The sequence below is a fragment of the Amycolatopsis silviterrae genome (genome assembly GCF_042684085.1).
Lineage (GTDB): Bacteria > Actinomycetota > Actinomycetes > Mycobacteriales > Pseudonocardiaceae > Amycolatopsis > Amycolatopsis silviterrae.
Genome location: NZ_JBHUKS010000035.1, coordinates 344,147 through 363,506 on the forward strand (window position 1 = coordinate 344,147; position 19,360 = coordinate 363,506).

Consider the following 19,360-nt stretch of genomic DNA (forward strand, 5'->3'; position numbering starts at 1 on the left):
GCCCGGCCGAGGGGCACGGGCAGCGGCACCCTAGACCTTGCCGGGAAGATGGATGAGGTCGCAGATTTCCTTCAGCGCGTTGTGCGCCTGGTAGGCGGTGGCGGTGGCGGCGACGTTGGCTGCGATCTGGGGGTCGGCGAGGACGTGGTCGACGGCTGTGCGGATCTGGGCGGGGCTGGGGTTGGCGGTGCCGAGGTTCGCGCCGAGGCGGTGGAACGCCACTCGGGCCGCGGTCATGGGTTTGTCCTCGGTGTCGCCGGCGACGACGACGGGGATCCCGGCGGCCAGGGCTTGCTGGGTGGCGCCGAATCCGCCGTTGGTGACGAGCAGCGCGCATCGGGGCAGCAGTTCGGTGAACGGCACGAAAGACGTGACCCTGGCGTTGCCGGGCACGGTGATCCCGAGCGCGTTGTCTTCGCGGCCGGTGGCGGCGACGACGAGGACGTCGTGGCCGGCCAGGGCGAGCATGGTGGGTTCGATCAGTTCGGCGAGGTCGCGGTTGGCGACGGTGCCTTGGGTGACGGCCACGACCGGGCGGTCGTCGTTCAGGTCGGCCCACCACTCGGGCGGTGTCCACTGCGCGGCCGGCGGGGGAGCGAGCACGCCGGCGTAGCGAACGTTGGCGGGCAGGTCGCTGCGCGGGAAGTCGAAGGCAGGCACGCTGAGCGAGACGAAGATGTCCGGGACGGTGACGATGCCGTCGGCGAACGGCGGCACGTCCTGGTCGGCGCCGAGCGAACGCAGAATGGTTTCGATGTGCAGGCGAGTCGGTTCGGTCGCCGCGGCGAGACCGTCGTTGGCCGCGATGTTGCCCGCGTGCGGGTCCTGTCCGGGTCCGGCCGGCACCGGTCCGAACGCGGTGGTGTCGATGCTGGAGACCGACAGCGGATTGGCTCCCACGGCGATCCAGCGCGCGGGGCGCCTGCCCGGCGCGCCCAGTGCGACCGGCCAGGCGCCGAGGAACACCGAGTTGGCGATCAGGACGCGCCCGGGATCCTCGTCGAGCAGCTGCTGCAGGGCGGCGTGCTGGTCGGCGATGGGGTCGGCGAACAACCGGCTCCACTGGAAGTTGAGCAGTTCCGGGCCCGGCGGAAGGGCGGCGCCCTCGGCCAGCAGGGCGTGCAGCTGGTCCTCGGTCAGATCGGACGCTCCGCCGACGGACACGAACCGGGCTCCGGTCGCGGTCACCGCCTTCTCGAACATTCCGGTCGTGACCACGACCGCCTCGTGGCCGTGCGTGGTCAAGTGGCGGGCCAGTTCCAGGATGGGGGCGAGCTCTCCGGGAAGACCGGGAGCGGCGAGGACGACTGAAGACATGATGATCCGTTCGTGTGGGGTCCGGGAAGGCCGGGAAGGCGCGGCGTTCACGACCGCTGCGCATCGGCCGGCGACAAAATGACCATAACATGGTCTGGTCAATTTGGTACCCTCGTTTCGGCCAGCCGGTCCCGACACCGGCGAAGTCGACCCAGGAGCCGGTATGCCCCGCAGCTATGACTCACCGATTCGCGCCGCCCGGAGTGCCGAAACCCGGCAGCGGGTCGTTCAAGTCGCGGGACGGTTGTTCGCCGAGCACGGATACGCCGCCACCACTTTGCGGATGGTGGCCCGCGACGCGAAGGTGTCGCTGGAGCGGGTCACCGCGGTCGGCGGCAAGCCCGCACTGCTGCTGGCCGCGTTCGAAGATGCCGTCAACGACGGGGAACCGCTCGGCCTGACCCGGCGCGGCGACATCGCACCGGCGTGGGCAGGCGATGATCTCGGCGAGATCCTCGCCGCACTCGTCTCCTACGTCGCCTTGAGCAACGAGCGGATCAACGCCCTCACCGCGGCATGGAGCGAAGCCCGCCGGGCCGACCCCGAGCTGGCCGCGGCCTACCGCCGCCGGATGGACGACATGCGCGAAGCCGGCCGCGCGTTCGTGACCGAACTGGTGGCCCGTGGCCTGGTCGACCCGGGAGTCGATCCGGCGGCGATCGCCGACGAATTCTGGGCGGCCTCGCACCCGACCCAGTACGACCTGCTCGTCACCCTCGCCGGCTGGTCGCCCGACCGGTTCCGCGCCTGGCTGCTGGAACGGACCGTCCGCCTGATCCCGCCGCCGGATGCCTCCGGCGGCGCCACCGCGACCTGACGCCTCGGCGGCATCCGATGGCCTGCGCCGGAAGTCCGCGCTCCTCCGTGCGCCGACGACTCGGCTCCCTCGCCGAGGCGCCGCGGCCGAATCTCCGGGCGACGCCTTCGAGTCCGCACGCCTGAGCCATCCGTCGTTCCGGCCGTGGGCACACCGCCGTTCGGCGAAGCGGCCCGCACGTGTCGCCGCCGCGGATTTCGGCCGGTCAGCCGTCGTAGGAGGCCAGGCGGTCCAGCAGGCGCGGCAGTGCGCTGAGCCGCTCCTGTTCTTTCGGTGTCAGGAGGGCGGCTATCGCCTGTGCGACCCAGTCGCGTCTCATCCCGCGGTCGTGGTCGAGCGCGGCGCGTCCTTGCTTGGTCAGGGCCAGCATGAAGCCGCGGCCGTCCAGCGGATCGGCGCGCCGGGTCACGTACCCCAGCTCCTCGAGTTCCTTGACGGTCCGGCTCTGGCTCTGGTGGCGGACGCCGCGCCGATGCGCCAGTGACGCGATTGTCGAGTCTCCGTCGCGGTCGAGCAGGCCCATCGTCGAGGCCAGGGGAGGGGCGAGCGCGTCGGCGCCCGAGCGTGTGGCGCGGACGAATCCGCCGATGGAGGTTCGCAGCTGCTCGGCGAGGAGTCTCTGGTCGATCACGAGGACAACTGTACAGCCTTCCTGTGCTTACCCTGTCCAATAAAGCGTTTTCTGTCGTCGACTCGGACTCGGGTGCGCGAGTTAATACAGCAAGGCTGTATAGTCTTGCGTGCGGAAGCACTGGATCCCAAGGCAAGGAAGCACATGAAGCTCACCAAGTTCGCGCACGCCTGTGTCACTCTGGAGAAGGGCGGCGCCAAAATCGTGCTGGATCCCGGCACCTTCACCCCGGACGCGAAGGACGCCGTCGACGGAGCAACGGCCGTGCTCATCACCCACGAGCACTTCGACCACTTCGACGACACCCTCGTCTCCGCGGCGCTGACCGCTCAGCCCGGGCTTCGCGTCTTCGGCCCGCCTGCGGTCCTGGACAAGCTCGGCGAGCACGGCGGGCGGGTGCGTTCGGCGGCGCTCGGGGACGTCTTCACGGTCGGCGGCTTCGCGATCGAGGTCCACGGCGAAACCCACGCCGCGATCCACCCGGACATCCCCGGCGTCGACAACGTCGGCTACGTGGTCGACGGCAAGGTGTTCCATCCCGGTGACGCTTACTATGTGCCCGAAGTGCCGGTCGACACGCTGCTGCTGCCCACCAGCGGGCCGTGGACCAAGCTCGGTGACGCGGTCGAGTACGTGCGTGCGGTCAAGCCGCGGCAGGTGATCCAGATCCACGAGCTCATGCTCAGCGAGCTGGGCCAGCAGTCGACCCGGACCTTCCTGCGCAATCTCACCGGCGTCACCGAGACCATTCTCGGTCCCGGCCAGAGCGTCGAGCTGTGACGACCGGACCCGGGAAAGCCATGCGTTTCGCCTCGGCCCGCACCGGCCGCGGCATGCGCGAGGCCGCCTTTCAGGTGTCGAGGAGTTCGGGAGTGAACAGTTCGTCGCAGGTCATGCGACGAGCCGACAGTCCCTGCTCGAAGTGGTACCTCAGGAAGGTGTCGATCGTCGTGCGGTTCGCCGCCACTCCGTAGGGCCACCAGTCGGCGGGCAGCAGTTCGGCGTCGCGCTCGAACAACGCGTTCGCCCAGGGCAGCATGGTGCGAACCTGGTAGGCCTTGCGAGCACTGCGGTACCGGTTCATGCCCGCGTTCTTGGCGGCCAGATATCCGTTGTAGACGGTCCTCGCGAGCCCGGGCCGCTCGGCGGCCAGCGACCTGGGGAGCACGACGGTGTGCATGATCGGGAAAATGCCGGTGCGGCGGTAGTAATCGCGTTCGACGGTCTCGTAATCGGGGAACAAGCGGGCGACCCGGGGAGATCCGTCCAGTGCGCATTGCGGAACGTTGGACGAGATGAGCGCGTCGATTTCGCCGGCCACGAGCATCTCGCTCAGCGAACGTCCGGCGGGCGCTTGCTGGACGCGGACCTCGGCGGGGTGCGGGTGGGGAACGAAGCCGAACGGCGGCATCGGGCTGTCCAGGCCGCCGATCACCCACCGGCACTGGTCCGGCGTGACGCCGTGCTCGTCGGACAGGATGCCCTTGATCCAGATTCCCGAGTCCTGCCCGAACATCCCGAATTCTCCGACGGTCTTGCCGGCGAGGTCCTCGGGCCGGGTGATCCCGCTCGCGGTGTTCACGAAGACGCAGGAGTGCCGGAAGATGCGCGCGGGAAACGCGGGTATCGCGACGAACGGCGATTCGCCGGCGTCGAACGTTCGGAGATACACCGTCAGGCCGAGTTCCGCGGCGTCGAACTCCCGGCCGCGGACCATCCGGCGGAAGATGTCGGAGGCGATGCCCGCGGTGGTGATCGTCGCCGGGATCCCGTCGAAGACGACGCTGCCGTCGAGCAGCGCTTGTGTGGTGTCGTAGGGCATCGTGCCTATCCGCAGCCCGTTCACGCGGCACCGCCAAGGAAGGCGGGGGCGAAGATGTCCTCGGAGGTGAGCAGCCGCCGGGACAGTCCCTGTTCGTAGTGGTAGCGCAGGAACGTGTCGACGGCCTTGCGGTTGGCGTCGAGGCCGTAGGGCCACCAGTCCTCGCCCAGCAGCGCGCGGTTCTCCGCGAACAGCTCGCTGAACCACGGCGTGATGACGGACATGTGCTGTTTGGCGGCGGTGGCCCGGTAGTGGTCTTGCACGATGTTCTTGGCCTGGGAAAAGGCCTGGTAGACCGACTCGGCGAGACCGGGTTCCCCGGCCAGTTCGCGGCGGATCGCGACGACGTGCATCATCGGGAAGATGCCGGTGCGGCGGTAGTAGTCCCGTTCGACCGTTTCGTAGTCGACGAACAACCGCCGGATCTTGGTCGTCGAACCGTCGAGCACGCTGCGCGGCACGTCGACCGACAGCAGGGCGTCGATCTCGCCCGTTTCGAGCAGGCGGCTCAGGGTCTGGTCTCCCCGGGTGTGGCGGACGCGCACGCCGTCCGGGACGGGCTGGGGGATCCAGCCGAACGCCGGGATCGGGTGGTCGGTGCCGCCGATCACCCAGTCCATCTGCTCGGGCGTCACCCCGTATTCGTCGGCGAGGATGCCCTTCATCCAGACGCCCGGGTCGGAGCCGTAGAGCGCGAACTCGCCGACCGTCTTGCCCGCGAGGTCCTCCGGCCGCTCGATCCCGCTGTCGACGTTCACGAACAGCGCCGAGTGGCGGAAGTTGCGGTTCGGGAAGATCGGCAGGGCCAGGAACGGCGAGCCGGCGAGGTCGAACGAGCGCAGGAAGTAGGTCAGCCCGTACTCGGCGATGTCCAGTTCGCCCTTGGCCATGCGCTCGAACACGTCCGAGATCAGCGGCGAGGTGACCAGTTCGGGGTCGACGCCGTCGATCGGCACCCGCCCGTCGAACAGCGGTTCGGTGTGCTCGTAGCGATAGACGCCCATCTTGAGCTGTGGATCGGTCATGGCGGGGCTCCTTCTTCTCGACCGGCATCTTCCGTGAACAAGCTTTCATTTTGAGGGTGCCCGAGGGCTCTGCTAGAGTCAAGGCGAATGATCGTTCATTCACGGAAGGAGCGAAGCCGATGCCGCGCATCACCGCTGAACGCCGGGCCGCGAACCGGTCGCAGATCGTGGCCGCGGCTCGTCGCTGCTTCTCGCGGGAGGGCTTCCACCAGACCTCGATGCCCGACATCGCCGCCGAAGCGAACGTGTCCGTCGGCGCCCCGTATCGCTATTTCGCCAGCAAGGAAGAGATCATCGTCGAGATAGCGGGCGACGCCTTCCGGATGATGTTCGATCCGGTCGAGCGTCTCGTCGACGCGGACGGCGAGGTCACGGTCGCGGATCTGGTTCAGGCGGCGATCGAGCCGGTGAGCGGTGACGCCGCCGTCGACGCGGCGGGCCAGCGCGTCCCCGTCGACGAACTGCTGCGCTGTGCCGTGCAGGCGTGGGGCGAACTGCTGCGACATCAAGGGTTGCGACAGCAGGCCCAAGCGGGCTTCGAGGGCTTGCGCCACCGCATCGCGGACGCGCTCCGCAACGGCCAGCGGGCGGGCAGCGTGCCGGCCGAGCTGGATCCCGATCGGGGGGCACGGGTGGTGATGGCATTGCTGCACGGTTTTGTCTTGCAGCACACGGCGTTCGGGCTAGACGACACCGCCGCTTTCATCGACGACGTCCGCATCACGCTGACCGACACCAGGCTGCTTCGCGAGCATCGCTAGACAGACCGGTCGCCGCCGCGCTGGGCTGTCCCAGGCCGCATATCTCCGACGAACCCACCACGAAAGGTCCATCACAAATGTCCGCTCGCGCGACCCGGCTGCGCGCACTGGTCACCCTCACCGTGACCGCAGCCGCGCTGGCCACCCTCGCACTCCCGGCCAGCGCCGCCCGCACGACGGCGGCCGGCCAGTGCCCGTCTCGCCCCGACAGCACCCCGGCCGCCGCCACGGCAGGCGCCGCGACCACCCAGGCCCGCACGATCACGATCGACGACAAGTGCGCCTACCCCGAAAGCGTCGCGGTCGACCACGAGTACATCTACACCGGCAACATCAGCACCGGCACGATCTATCGCGGCAAAATCGGAGCGAGGACGCTTGAGCCGTTCCTTCCGGGCGGTCAGGACGGTCGCGGCAAGGCGACCGGTATCAAGACCACCGGCAACCGCCTGCTGGTGGCCGGCGCGTTCGACGGGAACTTCTTCGTCTACACCAAGGCCGGGAAGCTCGTTTCCGCCTACCGCGTGCCGAATGCCGGTGAACAGACCCTCGTCAACGACGCGGCGGTCGCTCCGAACGGAGACGTCTACGTCACCGACTCCTTCCGCGCCGTGGTGTACCGGATCCCGGCGGCCGAGGTGCACGCTCCCGCCACCGGCGCTCACCGGACCCTCCAGGCCGCCTATCGGCTGCCGGACTACGTGGCCGACCAGTCCAACGGCAACGGCATCGTCGCCGGCCCCGACGGCGGGTCGCTGATCATCGGCTACTGGTACAGCGGCGCGCTCTACCGGCTCGACCTCGCGACCGGCGGCATCCGCAAGATCGACGCGCCGCCCCTGCACGGCGCGGACGGCATCGCCCGGCGCGGAAACACCCTCTACATCGCCCGCTCGGAAGACAACACGATCGTCACCGCGCGCCTCTCTGGCGACGGTGCCAGCGCCACCGTCGTCTCCGAACGCACCTACCCGGGGGCGGACACCACCACCGGCGTCGCCGTGCTCGGGAACCGGTTGCTGGTGACCAACTCCCAGATGGACACCTACCTCTACCAGAAGCCGCTGACCAGCCCGGTGTTCACCCTCGCGAGCCTGCCGCTGCACTGATTCGTCCGGGCCGCTCCACGAGTCTGGTCAGGCTTGTGGAGCGGGACCCGGTGCGGCGGCGCAAACGATCGTTTCGAGAACGCCTCCGGCATTCTCACAACCAGGTTTGCCTCTTGAAAGCTACGAAGCTTTCCGGAGAGGAGCCCCGGCTTCGTGGAGATGCCGCAGCGTCTGCCGGTACGACGAAACCAGTCCGGTGCGCAGGTACGAAATGCCGATCTCCGCGCAGTACGCCTCCACCATCGGCTGCGCCCGCCGCAAATGCACCGACGGCATGCTCGGGAACAGGTGGTGCTCGATCTGGTGGTTCAGCCCGCCGAGCAGCACGTCGATCACCGGCCCGCCCGCGACGTTGCGCGAGGTGAGCACCTGCTTGCGCAGGAAGTCCAGTTCCGGGCGCCCGGTCAGCGTCGGCATGCCCTTGTGGTTCGGCGCGAAGATCGAACCCATGTAAACGCCCCACAGTCCCTGGTGTACCGCGAAGAACAGCAGCGCGAGGCCCGGCGGGAGGACGATGAACAGCGCCGCGAGGTAGACCGCGATGTGGGTGAACAGCAACGCCGCTTCGAGACCTCGGCGGCGCAGGCCGGGGCGGGCGACGGCGCGGATGCCGGACCAGTGCAGGTTGAGGCCTTCGAGGGTGAGCAGCGGGAAGAACAGCAGCGCCTGGTGGCGGCCGATGAACCGGGGCACGCCGCGCGCTTCGCGGGCCTGGCGCTGGGACCAGACGAGGACGTCCGGGTCGACGTCCGGGTCCAGTTCCTCGTGGTTCGGGTTGGCGTGGTGGCGGGTGTGCTTGTCCATCCACCACCCGTAGCTCATGCCGATGCCGAGGTTCCCGGCCAGCCGTCCGGCGATTTCGGCGGGGCGGCGCGTGCGGAACACCTGCCGGTGCGCCAGATCGTGCGAAAGCAGGGCGATCTGCCCGAACATGAACGCCTGGAACGCGGCCACCGCGAGCTGCCACCACGAGTCGCCGAGCAGCGCGAACGCCACCCAGCCCCCCGCGAACAGCACGGTCACGAGCGCGATTCGAGCGGTGTAGTAGCCGGGGCGGCGGTCGAGCAGACCGGCGTCGGTGATCCGGCGGCAGAGCCGGGCGAAGTCGCTTCCCGGCCGTGGGGGCGAGGGGAGGACGAGCTTGTCGGTGGTCACGGGGGGAGTATTGCGGCGCTCGGCCCCGGCGGGAAACCGGCAGGCCCGAACGCGGATGCTGGGGTTGTCCCCACCTTGGGGGCGTGCTAGGCCGATGCGTGCAGCTCAGGCCGGGGAAATCCCGTCCAGCGGACGCACCGGAGACCAAAAATTCATCGGGACAACACCCACCGAACGGCCGTCCCCCTCGACCAGATGGCCCATCAGCTTGACGGTCCGCAAGGAGACCGCCCGGTTCGCGATCTCCAGCCACGGCAGTTTCGCGGCGAGGCGCGCCTCCAGTGCGTCCGCGTCGTGGTGGCTGCCGAGCCACGCCACCGCGAGCAGGTTCGCTTTGCTGGTCAGCGCCGCGCACATCCGGATTTCCGGCAGCATCGAAATCGAGCGCGCGGTCGTTTCGAGCTTGTCCGGCGGCACCCGGAGCCACAGCATCGCGGTGACCGGAGCGGGCGACAGCGGCCGCGCGATCTCGCAGCGCAGCCGGATCGCCCCGTGCGCCAGCAGGATTTCCATCCTCCGGCGGACCGTCGTCGCGCCGGCCCCCAGCCGCAACGCCAGCGAAGCGGCGGAGGCACGGACGTCCTCGCCGAGCGCCACGATCAGCGCGCGGTCCAGGTCGCTGAACCGCACCGGAGCGGCCGAACGCGCCGGACGCCCGGCGAGCGCCTCGCGTTCGACCGGCGAAATCGCCCGGATCCGCCAGCGGCTGCCCTCGGTGAACATCCGCGGCGACAGGCTGGTCCGGATCCGGACGACGCCCGGCCGCGGCGAAAGCCGTTGCTGCACATAGTCTGAAAGCTCCCGCAAGGTCGGAGCGATGACGTGCAGATGCAGGTCGCAATGCCCGGCGAGATAGTCGACCGTCGGCACATGCGGATCGCGCGCGAGCTCCCGGGCGAGCCGCAGTGCCTCGCCAGGCGCACAGTCGACCTCCACGAACGCCAGCGCCATCTTCGCCAGCAACTCGCCCCCGGGGTAGGCCGTAAGCCACGCCTGCCCCCTCGCGGCCAAACTCTCCCAACGCCGCGCCGCAGTCACCGCCCCAATCCCCAGCGCGGTGCCGACCGCCGCCCACGACGCCCGCGGATCGGTCTGCAACGCGTCGAGAAGCTTGAGATCGCCCTCGCTCAACATGGCGGATTCCTCGCCCCGGGCAGCCCGTCTTGGCGGATTCCCACTTTTTCGCCACCACCCCCGTTCGACACTCTCATCATCTTCGAACCAGCATAAGTCGACCATCCCAGCGAGGAGGCCCCTTTGACCTTGCACACCGCCACCAGCCCCTTGGCGACCACACCGCGGGATCGCGTCGGCGTGTGGAGGGGCAGCGCGCCCGGCCGCCAGGCCGCTCGCGCTGCCCCTCCACACGCCGACTCAAAGGCGATCCCGCCGCGGCGGCGAAGCCGACGCCATCAAACTCTGGCAGCGTGATCCCATGCGCAGCTACTATCTCCCGCCCGCAGTCCCCGTCGCGGCACTCGTCCTGATGCCCTTCCTCCCCTTCGTCAACTCCCCAGGCCTGTGGCTGGGCCTGCCGAAGATGATGGTCTGGGGCGCGTTCTGGTGCCTCATGTTCACCCCGGCGCTCCTCCTGTCCGAACGGCTCATGGCCCGCAGCGGACAGGAGGATTAGCGATGATCCTCGCCTTCACCCTCGTCGGCATCGTGCTCATCGGCGTGCTCGGTTTCGTCGGCCGCCGCCGTCCCGCCGCGGATCTGGCGGAATGGACCGTCGGCGGCCGGAAGTTCGGCGCGCTCACCATGTGGTTCCTGCAGGCCGGCGAAGTCTTCACCACCTTCACCTTTCTCGGCATGGCCGGGCTGGCGTTCTCCGGCGGTGTCGCCGCGATGTACGCGTTGCCGTACGTGCCGATCGCGTATGTGGTCCTGTTCTTCCTGGCCAAGCGGATCTGGCAGATGGGGAAGGACCGCGGCTACCTGACCCAGGGCGACTTCCTCGAGGACCGGTATTCCAGCCGCGCGCTCGGCACCGTGTCGGCGATCCTCGGCGTCGTGTTCGTGCTGCCGTACCTGCAGTTGCAGATCACCGGGCTCGGGCTGATCGTCCGGCTCGTCACCGGCGACCACGCGTCCGGCACGCTCAGCATGATCGCCGGCAGCGTGCTCGTGGTCGCGTTCGTGCTGTGGGCCGGGCTGCGCGGGGTCGCGGCGACGTCGTACTTCAAGGACGCGATCATGCTCGTCGTCCTGGTGGTGCTGATCATCGCGGTGCCCGCGCACTTCGCCGGCGGCGTGTCCGGGGTGTTCCACAAGATCGACCAGTTGCATCCGGAGAAGCTGTTCGTGCACGCCGGGGCCAACGATCACACGTGGTTCATCACGAGCATGCTGGTGAGCGCGATCGGCGTCGGGCTGATGACGCTGCCGCACACGTGGCCCGCGCTGATGTCCGCGCGCGATCCGAAGGTGCTGCGCCGCAATTACACCTGGATGCCGGTGTACGAGCTGTGCCTGCTGCTGCCGATGATCATCGGTTTCGCGGCGATCCTGGTGGTGCCCAAGGGAAGCGACCCGAACGGCGTGCTGCTGACGCTGAGCAAGGACGCGCTGCCGGGCTGGGTCACCGGTCTCGTGGTCGTCGCCGCGACGGCCACCGCGATGGTGCCCGCGGCGGGGATCCTGATCGGCATTTCCTCGCTGGTGGCCAGGAATATCACCCGGGTGCGCAGCGAACGCAAGCAGTTCTGGATCAACCACGGGACGGTCGTGCTGGCCAGCGCGCTCGCTCTGGTGCTCGGCATCTTCCGGCCGGACCTGCTGGCGAACCTGCTGCTGCTCACCTATTCCGGGTCGGTGCAGCTGGCCCCGGCCAACCTGCTCGGCTTCCTGAAGAAGGTCCCGGTCGGCAAGGCCCCGGTGTTCGCCGGGCTGCTGGCGGGCGAGGTCGTGGTCATCTGGCTGACCTTCGTGGACACCAAACTCGTCGGGACGGTCAACGTCGGGCTGGTCGGCCTCGCGGTCAACGTGGTCGTGCTCGCGGTCGCGGCGGTCATCGAACGGGCCGTGACCCGGTCCGGAGACGTTGTGCAGACAGGAGAATCGGTATGACGCGCACTCTTTTCACCGGCGGCTCGGTGTTCGACGGGACGGGCAGCGCGCCCGCGCCGGCGGACGTCGTGGTCGAGGACGGGCGGATCGTCGAGGTCGGCGCCGGCCTCGACGGCGACCGCGTGGTGGACTGCACCGGCGCGACGCTGCTGCCCGGGATGTTCGACTGCCACGTGCACGTCACGGTGTCCGACCTCGGGCTGCTGCAGCGGGTGCAGAAGCCGTTCTCGTACCAGTTCTACGAGGCGGCCCGGAACCTGTGGACCACGCTGAAACTCGGCATCACCACCGTGCGCGACGCCGCCGGGGCCGACCTCGGCATCAAACAGGCGGTCGCGGACGGGCTGATTCCCGGCCCCCGCTTGGAAATCGCCATCGGCCTGATCAGCCCGACCGGCGGGCACGGCGACGGCTGGATGCCGTCCGGGCATTGCGTCCCGCTGTCGCTGCCGCACCCCGGCCGGCCGAGCGCGCTGGCCGACGGGCCCGACGAAATGCGCCGGGTCGCGCGCACCCTGCTGCGGGCCGGGGCGGACGTGCTGAAGGTCTGCACCACCGGGGGCGTGCTGTCGCCTCGGGACGATCCCCGGCATTCGCAGTTCACGCTTGAGGAACTGGACGTCCTGGTCGCCGAAGCGACCATGCAGGGGCGCGCGGTGATGGCCCACGCACAGGGCGCGGAGGGGATCAAGAACGCGGTCCGCGCCGGGATCCGGTCGATCGAACACGGCATCTACCTCGACGACGAGGCGATCGAACTGATGCTCGCGCGCGGCACCTGGCTCGTCCCGACGCTGGTGGCGCCGGTGAACGTCATCCGCGCCGCCGCCGCTGGCGCCGCGCTGCCGGACGCGGTAGTGCAGAAGGCGAAGGAGGTCGCGGAGGTCCACCACGATTCGGTGCGCCGGGCCGTCGCGGCCGGAGTCCGGATCGCGATGGGCACCGACAGCGGCGTCGGCCCGCACGGGACGAACCTCGAAGAACTGGAGCTGATGCACCAGGCCGGGATGAGCCCCGCGGACGTGCTGGTCGCCGCCACTTCGTCGGCCGCCCGGCTGCTGGGCAAGGACGCCGAACTGGGCCGCCTGGCTCCCGGGTATCGCGCGGATCTGGTGGTCGTTTCGGGCGATGTGTACGATTTCCCGGCTTTGGCGGGGAACGTTCGGGAAGTGTGGCAGGACGGGACGCGCGCGGTTTAGGGCGGTCGTTTCCTGATCGCGGCATACTGTCCGCCGTGATCATGAAAACCGAGGAACGCCACGCGTCCTGGCTCGAACTCTTTTTCGATCTGGTAGCAGTCGCCGGCGTCGCCCAGCTCTCGCACCTCGTGCGCGGGACCACCTCCTGGGGCGACGCCGGCCTGTACGTCGTGTGCTTCCTCGCGTTCTGGACCGCGTGGATGTGCTTCACCGTGTACGGAAACGTCACCGGTACCGCGGCGCGCACGATGCCGGTGCTGCTCGCGATGGCCGGGCTCGTGTTCATGGCCGGCGCGGTGCACGACATTCATGAGCACGCGCAGGCTTTCGCGATCGCTTACGTCGCGGTGCGCGGGCTCGCGAGCCGGGTCTGGGAGAGCAAAGAAGCCACGCGGGTCATTGTCGAATGGCCCATCGTGCACGCCGGAATGGGCGTGGTGCCGTGGTTTGTTTCGTTTTGGGTCGACGCGCCTTGGAAGTACGCGCTGTGGGCGCTCGGACTGGCGATCGACCTGGTGGCCGGGCTGACCATGTCCGGGGAGAAGACCGCGGAGCGGATCGCTGAACGGGCTGCCCAATCTCGGCGGCCGATGCCGGGGCTGGCGTTCGCGCATTTGGATATCGCGCATTTCGGTGAGCGGCTGGGGCTTTTCACGATCATCGTGCTGGGCGAGGGCGTTCTTACTGTTACCGAGGCGATGACGGAGGTTGCCGAGTGGCAGGGGCCGTTGTTCTGGACTGTTCTCGGGGTTTTGGCGTTGCTCGCGGCTTTGTGGGGGGCGGCTTTGTTTCAGGGGTTTGGGGGGATTCCGTATTTGTCGCAGGAGGCATGGGGGCCTCGGGTTTTGCTGCCGGTGCATTGTTTGGTGGCGGGGTTGCTGGCGGCGTTGGCGGCTGGGCTGGGGGATGTGGTTGAGGCGGTTGCGCACGGGCATGTTGCTGCGGGGACGCGGTGGTTGGTTTGTGGGTGTGTTGCCGTGTTTACGGTGGTGGGGGTGGTGGCTCGGGTTGCTTCTGGGAGTTGGAAGCGGTGGGATTTCGTTGCGGTGATTTTTGGGGTCGGGGTGCCGGTGGGGTTGGGGGTTGTGGGCGGGGAGCTGACTCCGGGGCGGTTTTTGTGGGGGTTGGTGGTGGGGGTTTTGCCTGGGTTGGTGCGGGAGTTTCCTCGGCGGGGGCGGCGGGGTTCTGGTTCGTGACGGGCTCGTCGCCTGGCGGCGACATTGCATCCGGGGTGTCGTGCGGGCACCCCGAAGCCTGATTGTGATGACGGTCTGAGGGTGCTTGTCAAGGCGGGAAAGATGCCTTGACAAGCACCCTCAGACCGCATTTTGGCTTCGTATCGGGGTGCGGGGGTGGTGTGGGTGCCTGGCTGAGTCGGGTGCGTCGGTGGCGGGTTTGGTGGGGGCGGGCTAGCGCCCCAATGTGGCATTGGGTGCATGTGACGCACCCAATGTGGCGTTGGTTGCGTGGGATGCACCCAATGTGGCGTTGGTTGCGTGGGATGCACCGAACGCCACATTGGGTGCATCGGCGGTGGCCGTGGGCTGTGAAGGAGTCCCTCACGGACCTTCATGGTCCGGCAGCTGGCCGTGAAGGGAACCCTGAGGGAATCAGCGTCCGTGAGGGTTCCCCTGACGGACGTTGGCTGGTCGTGAAGGACTCCTTGAGGGAATCTGGTTCCCTCAAGGAGTCCTTCACGGCTTTCGGGCGAGGGCGGGTGGTGCAGCGTGCTCCGGAGCGTGCGGGCGGGGGCTCGCGGTGCTGCGAATCAGCCGGGTCGCGGGGGCTTCAGTCGCCGGTGAGTAAGTCGCGCAGGGCGGCGGCGAATTTGGCCGGATTGCGTTGCGGGGCCAGGTGTGCGCCGGGTGTTTCGACGAACGGCAGCCCTAGCTCCAGTGCGAGGATTTTGGCCGGTTGGTAGTGGTACCAGCCACGGCTCGCTTCACCGGCGGTCGGCACGATGTCGGTGTTCGTGCGGCGCAGGGCGCGCAGGTCTGGCAGGTAGTCGAAGAACTCGGTCAGTTCGCGGTCGAACAGCCGGAGCCAGTCGCTTTCGTGCGGCAGGCGCAGGTGCGGCAGGTCGGGCAGGGCGGCGCCGGCGATGCCGTCCGCGAAGCGGGTCACCGCGCCCATCAGGTCACCCGAACGGGCCAACCGGACCTGTCCCGCGGCGGCTTCGAGGATTCCGGCGGCGTCCGGCATCAGCTGGATCGCGGGGGGTTCGTGCGCGACGAACGTGGCGACCCGGTCCGGGTGCCGGGCGACGAGATCCAGGCCGATCAGCGCGCCGGCGCTGGTGCCGAACATCGAAACCGGCCCGTCGCCGCCGACGTGGTCGAGGACGGCCAGTGCGTCGTCCGCCTGCAGTGATACCGGGACGGGGCCGGTGGTGGTGTCCGTGCTGGAGAAGTGTCCGCGGCGGTCGTAGGTGATCACGGTGAAGTCCGTGCGCAAAAGCTTGACCAGCGCCCGGAACGAGTCTGCCGCACCGGTCCCGCCGGGGACGAGCAGCAGCAGCGATCCCTCGCCGGTCGTGCGGACGGCCAGTTCGCCGCCTTCGACCGGACAGCGATGCTCGGCAGTCTCCGCATCTTCCGCGATCATGCCCCGAAGTCAAGCACAACCCCGGTCACCCGATGGATTCCGGGACACCGGTTTTTGTCGGTGGCGGGTGCGAGACTCCGGGAATGACGAGTTGGGATGAGTTCACCGCCGCCGCTCCGTCCCTGGCCTCGCGCGTACGGGCCCGCTTCGCCGCCGCGGAGTCGCACGTGCTGGCCACGCTCCGGCGCGACGGATCGCCGCGAGTGAGCGGTTCGGAAATCGACTTCCGCGACGGGGAGGCGTACATCGAATCGATGCTCGACGCGATGAAGGCTCGCGACCTTCAGCGCGACGACCGCTTCGCCCTGCACGCCTACCCCGGCATCGAGGAAGGCGGCGACGCGAAGATCGCCGGGCGGGCAGTGGAAATCACCGACCCGGCGGAGGTCTCGCGGATCCAGGAGGGACAGGAAAGCCACCTGTTCCGGCTGGACGTGCGGGAGGCAGTGCTGACATGGGTGGAGGACAACACGCTGTGGATCGAATCGTGGCACCCGGGGAGCTGGGTGCGGTTCGCCCGGCCGGACAACGGTCCTGCGGTGCGGACGGAGCTGGGATGAGGGAGGGATGAGACGGGATCCGGACGGGTTGGGTGAGCGCGGCTGGGCGAGGCGGCGGGATCTGGCGGTTTAGCGGGGTTGGGCGGTCGCGGTGGGAGGAGGTGAGTGTGGACGAGAGTTGGGTGAATGAGCCCGGGTGAGGCGGCGGGATGTGGCGGTTCGGCGAGGTTGGGCGGTCGAGGTGGTGGGCGGACAGGCCGGGCTGGTGCGGTGAGGCTGGTCGGTCGAGAGGGAGTGGGCTGGCGGTTTCGAGACGGGCCGAGCTGGTGAGGTCGGTCGGGATGGGATGGGCTGGCGGTTTCGAGCCGGGTTGAGCTGGTGAGGCTGACCGGTTGAGAGGGAGTGGGCTGGCGGTTTCGAGACGGGCCGAGCTGGTGAGGTCGGTCGGGATGGGATGGGCAGGTGGTTTCGAGACGGGCCGAGCTGGTGAGGTCGCTCGGGATGGGGCGGGCTGGTGGTTTTCGCGCGGGTTGAGCCGGTGCGGTGAGGCTGGTCGGTCGAGCTGGAGCGCGCTGGTGATTCGGCCGGGGTGCGCTGGTCGGGTGAGACGAGCCGGTCGAAGGCCTAGCCTGGGCTGATGAAACTCACGTCCACGGTGCTCGACGCGCCGGAGCCGCGGGTGCTCGCCGGGTTTTACCGGGAGCTGCTCGGGTGGCCGGTCGGTGCTGACGAGCCGGAGTGGGTCACGTTGCGTCCGGTGGAGGGCGGGGCGGGGCTGTCGTTCCAGCTGGAGCCGCGGTATGTGCCGCCGGTCTGGCCTGCGGGGTCCGGGGAGCAGCAGATGCAGCTCCATCTGGACTTCGAGGTCGAGGGGAGGGCGGCGCTGGAGGACGCGGTCGCGAAGGCGGTCGCTGCCGGGGCCCGGGTGGCGGAGTTCCAGCCGCAGCGGGATGTCCGGGTGCTGCTGGATCCGGTGGGGCATCCGTTCTGCTTCTGGACCCGTGACGTGCCTTGACGGTTCCGCCCGAAGTGCTGGGCCGGGATTGTGTGGCAGCGGAATCTCGGCGAAGTCCAGCAGCCGCACCGGGATTGGCTCGCCAGGGCGACGGCGGAAGGCTCCCCGGGTTAGCTTGCCGGGTGACGGCGGGAGGCTCTCCGGGTTAGCTTGCCGGGTGACGGCGGGAGGCTCTCCGGGTTAGCTTGCCGGGCGACGGCGGAAGGCTGCCCGGGTTAGCTTGCCGGGCGACGGCGGAAGGCTCCCCGGGCTAGCTCGTCAGCGCGATGGCGGAAAGATCCCCGCGCGGCGCGGACGCGGTCGCGGTGCCCAGGCAGCGAGCCGCGTCGAACAGGCCCAGTTCGTAGTGCACGGTCTGCTCGTCGTGCCCCCTCACGGCGATCCCGACGTCGTACGACCCGGGATAGCGCACCTCGCCGAGATAGGTCACGCGGTAGCTCCACGGCAGATAGGCAGGGAGCCCAGCGGGATCGCCGCCCAGCAGGGTGCTTGCGTAGGACGCGACGGCCTCGTCGTACCAGCCGAGCTGGGCGATGTAGTTGACGTGCCGGTTCAGGTCGACGTCTCCGATCCGGGCGTGCACCGTCGCCGAGGCCGGGTAGTACTGGCGTTCTCGGCGGTTCGGGCGAGGTTTCGCGGTGGCCGCCACATCGGGCAGGCGCAGGGGATCCAGGTCGGCGAGAAGTTCGTCCGGCAGGGCGACGGGGCCGGATTTGCCTGCCAGCACGATGGTTGCCTCGGCGGTGGCGACTGGGTGGCCGTCGGCGAACATGGTTTGTCCGTAGGTGTACGACGTCCGGCCGATGGTGCGGATGCCGGTGCCGACATGCACCGTCGAGCCGAAAGAACCGAACGGTGCCTGGCGGGTGACGCTCTGGGCGACCAGCAGGATCTGGAAGGGGCCGAACTTCCCGTCGGCGGTGAGGCGGTCGAAGCGGGGGAAGCGCAGGGCGATTCGCGCGTGTTCGAAGAGGCGGGCCAGCGCGGGAGTGCTGGTGGTGCCGTCGGGGGCTAGGTCGCCGAATCGTTGCGCTACCGGGCAGTGGGCGGGGAAGTCGGTCAGCACCAGGTCACCGGCAGGGTGTTCAGGCCGTGGATCAACGCGCGGTCCTTGAACTCGGCGGGAGCGGCTAGGCGCAGGCCGGGGAAGCGCCGCAGCAACGCTGGAAGCGCCAGCCGGAGTTCCAGGCGCGCGAGCGTCGCACCTAGGCAGTGGTGGATTCCGTGTCCGAAGGCGACGTGCGGGCAGCGGGCGCGGGTGACGTCGAGGTCGTCTCCGTTGCCCAGCAGTTCCGGGTCGCGGTTGGCCGCGTGCAGGGAGGCGACCACCTGCTCGCCCCGTCGTATCTGATGGCCGCCGATTTCGGTGTCCTCGACGGCCATCCGGACGAAACCCGCGTGCAGGACCGACGTGTAGCGCAGCAGTTCTTCGACCGCGTTTTCCACCGAAGCGGGATCGTCGCGCACCAGGGCAAGCTGCTCCGGGTGTCGCAGCAGCGCGAGGGTGCCCAGCGAGATGACGTTCGAGGTGGTTTCGTGGCCGGCGATCAGGAGCAGATCCGCCAGGCCGGCCAGTTCCTCGTCGGACAGCTCGTCCGAGCGGATCAGCTGGCTCAGCAGGTCGTCGCCGGGGGCGGCTCGGTGCTGGGAAATCAGAAACCGCATGTAGGCGTCGGCTTCGGCGTCCAGGCGCAGGCGTTCCGACGGGGGCATGGTCGTGTCGAGGAACCGGTTGCTGCGCGCGCCGAACTCGGCCCGGTCGGCGAACGGGACGCCGAGCAGTTCGCAGATCACCAGCGAAGGAATCGGGAGTGCGAAAGAGGAAACCAGGTCCGCGGGCGGTCCGGCGGCGGCCAGTGCGTCGAGGTGCTCGTCGATGATCGCCTGGATGCGCGGGGCCAGCGCTTGGGCCCGGCGGACGGTGAAGGTCGCGGTCAGCAGCCGGCGCAGGCGAGTGTGTTCGGGCGGGTCCAGCATCAGCAGGCGTCCGGCGCGGCGGTGTTTCATCGCTTCCTCGTCGACCCCCTCCGCGGCCAGGCAGGGGGACGGGCCGAGCGCGTCCAGGCGGAGCGCGGGGTCGCTGTGCACGGCGCGGACGTCGCTGTACCGGCTGAAGAGGGTGGCCTCGTGGCCCAGCGGGGAGCGCACTCGGTAGACCTCGCCGGAGTCGCGGCGATGCCGCACGCGAGGGTCGATGTCCAGCCCGTTTCGCAGGGCGGCCAGTTCGGGCGGGGCCGCCCTGCGTTCCGGCGAGGGCCTCGAAGCGTGCGGTTCGGCCATAAGTCCATTGAACCCGATGCACGCACCGCGTGCAACACTGCGTGCAGAAGCGGGCC

General features: G+C 69.1%; 19 protein-coding genes. 10 read left to right on the top strand and 9 right to left on the bottom strand.

Annotated elements, in window-relative coordinates; translation table 11 throughout:
- Positions 1-30: 30 nt before the first annotated feature.
- Complete coding sequence (locus tag ACFSVL_RS42365) at positions 31-1,317, bottom strand: nucleotide disphospho-sugar-binding domain-containing protein (protein WP_378313079.1); 1,287 nt, start codon at positions 1,315-1,317, stop codon at positions 31-33.
- 163 nt (positions 1,318-1,480) lie between these two features.
- On the opposite strand from ACFSVL_RS42365, the gene ACFSVL_RS42370 reads away from it, so the two are divergent.
- Positions 1,481-2,134, top strand: coding sequence for a TetR/AcrR family transcriptional regulator (locus ACFSVL_RS42370; protein ID WP_378313081.1), 654 nt, complete (start codon positions 1,481-1,483; stop codon positions 2,132-2,134).
- Between the two features lie 205 nt (positions 2,135-2,339).
- Here ACFSVL_RS42370 and ACFSVL_RS42375 read toward each other — a convergent pair whose 3' ends face one another.
- Positions 2,340-2,765, bottom strand: coding sequence for a MarR family winged helix-turn-helix transcriptional regulator (locus tag ACFSVL_RS42375; RefSeq protein ID WP_378313083.1), 426 nt, complete (start codon positions 2,763-2,765; stop codon positions 2,340-2,342).
- Between the two features lie 144 nt (positions 2,766-2,909).
- Here ACFSVL_RS42375 and ACFSVL_RS42380 point away from each other — a divergent pair, with 144 nt between their 5' ends.
- Positions 2,910-3,545, top strand: coding sequence for an MBL fold metallo-hydrolase (locus ACFSVL_RS42380; RefSeq protein ID WP_378313085.1), 636 nt, complete (start codon positions 2,910-2,912; stop codon positions 3,543-3,545).
- A 70-nt stretch (positions 3,546-3,615) separates the two neighbouring features.
- Here ACFSVL_RS42380 and ACFSVL_RS42385 read toward each other — a convergent pair whose 3' ends face one another.
- Both ACFSVL_RS42385 and ACFSVL_RS42390 read right to left on the bottom strand, forming a co-directional pair.
- A complete protein-coding gene (locus ACFSVL_RS42385; protein WP_378313087.1) occupies positions 3,616-4,587 on the bottom strand; it encodes a 4,5-dihydroxyphthalate decarboxylase in 972 nt (323 codons plus the stop codon).
- A gap of 20 nt (positions 4,588-4,607) precedes the next feature.
- Positions 4,608-5,612, bottom strand: coding sequence for a PhnD/SsuA/transferrin family substrate-binding protein (locus ACFSVL_RS42390; RefSeq protein WP_378313089.1), 1,005 nt, complete (start codon positions 5,610-5,612; stop codon positions 4,608-4,610).
- A 119-nt stretch (positions 5,613-5,731) separates the two neighbouring features.
- On the opposite strand from ACFSVL_RS42390, the gene ACFSVL_RS42395 reads away from it, so the two are divergent.
- Entirely contained in the window at positions 5,732-6,373 is a 642-nt protein-coding gene (locus ACFSVL_RS42395) for a TetR/AcrR family transcriptional regulator (protein ID WP_378313091.1), read from the top strand.
- 77 nt (positions 6,374-6,450) lie between these two features.
- Entirely contained in the window at positions 6,451-7,482 is a 1,032-nt protein-coding gene (locus ACFSVL_RS42400; RefSeq protein ID WP_378313093.1) for an SMP-30/gluconolactonase/LRE family protein, read from the top strand.
- Between the two features lie 120 nt (positions 7,483-7,602).
- Here the strand turns inward: ACFSVL_RS42400 and ACFSVL_RS42405 are convergent, their stop codons facing one another.
- Together ACFSVL_RS42405 and ACFSVL_RS42410 are read right to left on the bottom strand one after the other, a co-directional pair.
- Positions 7,603-8,637 carry a fatty acid desaturase family protein gene (locus tag ACFSVL_RS42405; protein WP_378313095.1) on the bottom strand — a complete coding sequence of 345 codons (1,035 nt, stop codon included), beginning with the start codon at positions 8,635-8,637 and terminating at the stop codon, positions 7,603-7,605.
- Between the two features lie 105 nt (positions 8,638-8,742).
- On the bottom strand, positions 8,743-9,771 hold the full coding sequence (locus tag ACFSVL_RS42410; RefSeq protein WP_378313097.1) for an Lrp/AsnC family transcriptional regulator: 1,029 nt from the start codon (positions 9,769-9,771) through the stop codon (positions 8,743-8,745).
- Positions 9,772-10,072: 301 nt separating this feature from the next.
- Here ACFSVL_RS42410 and ACFSVL_RS42415 point away from each other — a divergent pair, with 301 nt between their 5' ends.
- The 4 genes from ACFSVL_RS42415 to ACFSVL_RS42430 are packed head-to-tail and all read left to right on the top strand — an operon-like array spanning position 10,073 to position 14,101.
- Entirely contained in the window at positions 10,073-10,270 is a 198-nt protein-coding gene (locus ACFSVL_RS42415) for a hypothetical protein (RefSeq protein ID WP_378313099.1), read from the top strand.
- Between the two features lie 2 nt (positions 10,271-10,272).
- On the top strand, positions 10,273-11,706 hold the full coding sequence (locus ACFSVL_RS42420; RefSeq protein WP_378313101.1) for a sodium:solute symporter family protein: 1,434 nt from the start codon (positions 10,273-10,275) through the stop codon (positions 11,704-11,706).
- Positions 11,703-12,905, top strand: a complete 1,203-nt coding sequence (locus ACFSVL_RS42425; RefSeq protein ID WP_378313103.1) for a metal-dependent hydrolase family protein — start codon at positions 11,703-11,705, stop codon at positions 12,903-12,905. The genes ACFSVL_RS42420 and ACFSVL_RS42425 overlap by 4 nt, the downstream gene beginning before the upstream one ends.
- Before the next feature lie 41 nt (positions 12,906-12,946).
- A complete protein-coding gene (locus tag ACFSVL_RS42430; protein WP_378313221.1) occupies positions 12,947-14,101 on the top strand; it encodes a low temperature requirement protein A in 1,155 nt (384 codons plus the stop codon).
- A 592-nt stretch (positions 14,102-14,693) separates the two neighbouring features.
- Here the strand turns inward: ACFSVL_RS42430 and ACFSVL_RS42435 are convergent.
- Positions 14,694-15,509 (bottom strand): alpha/beta fold hydrolase, encoded by an 816-nt coding sequence (locus tag ACFSVL_RS42435; RefSeq protein WP_378313105.1) that lies wholly within the window; start codon positions 15,507-15,509, stop codon positions 14,694-14,696.
- Positions 15,510-15,592: 83 nt separating this feature from the next.
- Here ACFSVL_RS42435 and ACFSVL_RS42440 point away from each other — a divergent pair, with 83 nt between their 5' ends.
- Together ACFSVL_RS42440 and ACFSVL_RS42445 are read left to right on the top strand one after the other, a co-directional pair.
- Positions 15,593-16,069, top strand: a complete 477-nt coding sequence (locus ACFSVL_RS42440) for a pyridoxamine 5'-phosphate oxidase family protein (protein ID WP_378313107.1) — start codon at positions 15,593-15,595, stop codon at positions 16,067-16,069.
- 577 nt (positions 16,070-16,646) lie between these two features.
- Positions 16,647-17,024, top strand: a complete 378-nt coding sequence (locus ACFSVL_RS42445) for a VOC family protein (protein ID WP_378313109.1) — start codon at positions 16,647-16,649, stop codon at positions 17,022-17,024.
- Positions 17,025-17,274: 250 nt separating this feature from the next.
- On the opposite strand, the gene ACFSVL_RS42450 is transcribed toward ACFSVL_RS42445, so the two are convergent.
- Both ACFSVL_RS42450 and ACFSVL_RS42455 read right to left on the bottom strand, forming a co-directional pair.
- Positions 17,275-18,090: an acyl-CoA thioesterase gene (locus tag ACFSVL_RS42450; protein WP_378313111.1), complete on the bottom strand. Its 816-nt coding sequence runs from the start codon at positions 18,088-18,090 to the stop codon at positions 17,275-17,277.
- Positions 18,084-19,304 (bottom strand): cytochrome P450, encoded by a 1,221-nt coding sequence (locus ACFSVL_RS42455; RefSeq protein ID WP_378313113.1) that lies wholly within the window; start codon positions 19,302-19,304, stop codon positions 18,084-18,086. Before ACFSVL_RS42455 ends, ACFSVL_RS42450 begins: the two co-directional genes overlap by 7 nt.
- Positions 19,305-19,360 lie beyond the last annotated feature (56 nt).

Excerpts from the sequence above, each read along its gene's own strand:
- ACFSVL_RS42380 (WP_378313085.1), top strand. The coding sequence starts at position 2,910 with ATGAAGCTCACCAAGTTCGCGCACGCCTGTGTCACTCTGGAGAAGGGC.
- ACFSVL_RS42410 (WP_378313097.1), bottom strand. The coding sequence starts at position 9,771 with ATGTTGAGCGAGGGCGATCTCAAGCTTCTCGACGCGTTGCAGACCGAT.
- ACFSVL_RS42440 (WP_378313107.1), top strand. The coding sequence starts at position 15,593 with ATGACGAGTTGGGATGAGTTCACCGCCGCCGCTCCGTCCCTGGCCTCG.
- ACFSVL_RS42370 (WP_378313081.1), top strand. The coding sequence starts at position 1,481 with ATGCCCCGCAGCTATGACTCACCGATTCGCGCCGCCCGGAGTGCCGAA.
- ACFSVL_RS42425 (WP_378313103.1), top strand. The coding sequence starts at position 11,703 with ATGACGCGCACTCTTTTCACCGGCGGCTCGGTGTTCGACGGGACGGGC.
- ACFSVL_RS42455 (WP_378313113.1), bottom strand. The coding sequence starts at position 19,304 with ATGGCCGAACCGCACGCTTCGAGGCCCTCGCCGGAACGCAGGGCGGCC.
- ACFSVL_RS42400 (WP_378313093.1), top strand. The coding sequence starts at position 6,451 with ATGTCCGCTCGCGCGACCCGGCTGCGCGCACTGGTCACCCTCACCGTG.
- ACFSVL_RS42420 (WP_378313101.1), top strand. The coding sequence starts at position 10,273 with ATGATCCTCGCCTTCACCCTCGTCGGCATCGTGCTCATCGGCGTGCTC.
- ACFSVL_RS42365 (WP_378313079.1), bottom strand. The coding sequence starts at position 1,317 with ATGTCTTCAGTCGTCCTCGCCGCTCCCGGTCTTCCCGGAGAGCTCGCC.
- ACFSVL_RS42415 (WP_378313099.1), top strand. The coding sequence starts at position 10,073 with ATGCGCAGCTACTATCTCCCGCCCGCAGTCCCCGTCGCGGCACTCGTC.
- ACFSVL_RS42395 (WP_378313091.1), top strand. The coding sequence starts at position 5,732 with ATGCCGCGCATCACCGCTGAACGCCGGGCCGCGAACCGGTCGCAGATC.
- ACFSVL_RS42435 (WP_378313105.1), bottom strand. The coding sequence starts at position 15,509 with ATGATCGCGGAAGATGCGGAGACTGCCGAGCATCGCTGTCCGGTCGAA.
- ACFSVL_RS42430 (WP_378313221.1), top strand. The coding sequence starts at position 12,947 with ATGAAAACCGAGGAACGCCACGCGTCCTGGCTCGAACTCTTTTTCGAT.
- ACFSVL_RS42390 (WP_378313089.1), bottom strand. The coding sequence starts at position 5,612 with ATGACCGATCCACAGCTCAAGATGGGCGTCTATCGCTACGAGCACACC.
- ACFSVL_RS42385 (WP_378313087.1), bottom strand. The coding sequence starts at position 4,587 with ATGCCCTACGACACCACACAAGCGCTGCTCGACGGCAGCGTCGTCTTC.
- ACFSVL_RS42445 (WP_378313109.1), top strand. The coding sequence starts at position 16,647 with ATGAAACTCACGTCCACGGTGCTCGACGCGCCGGAGCCGCGGGTGCTC.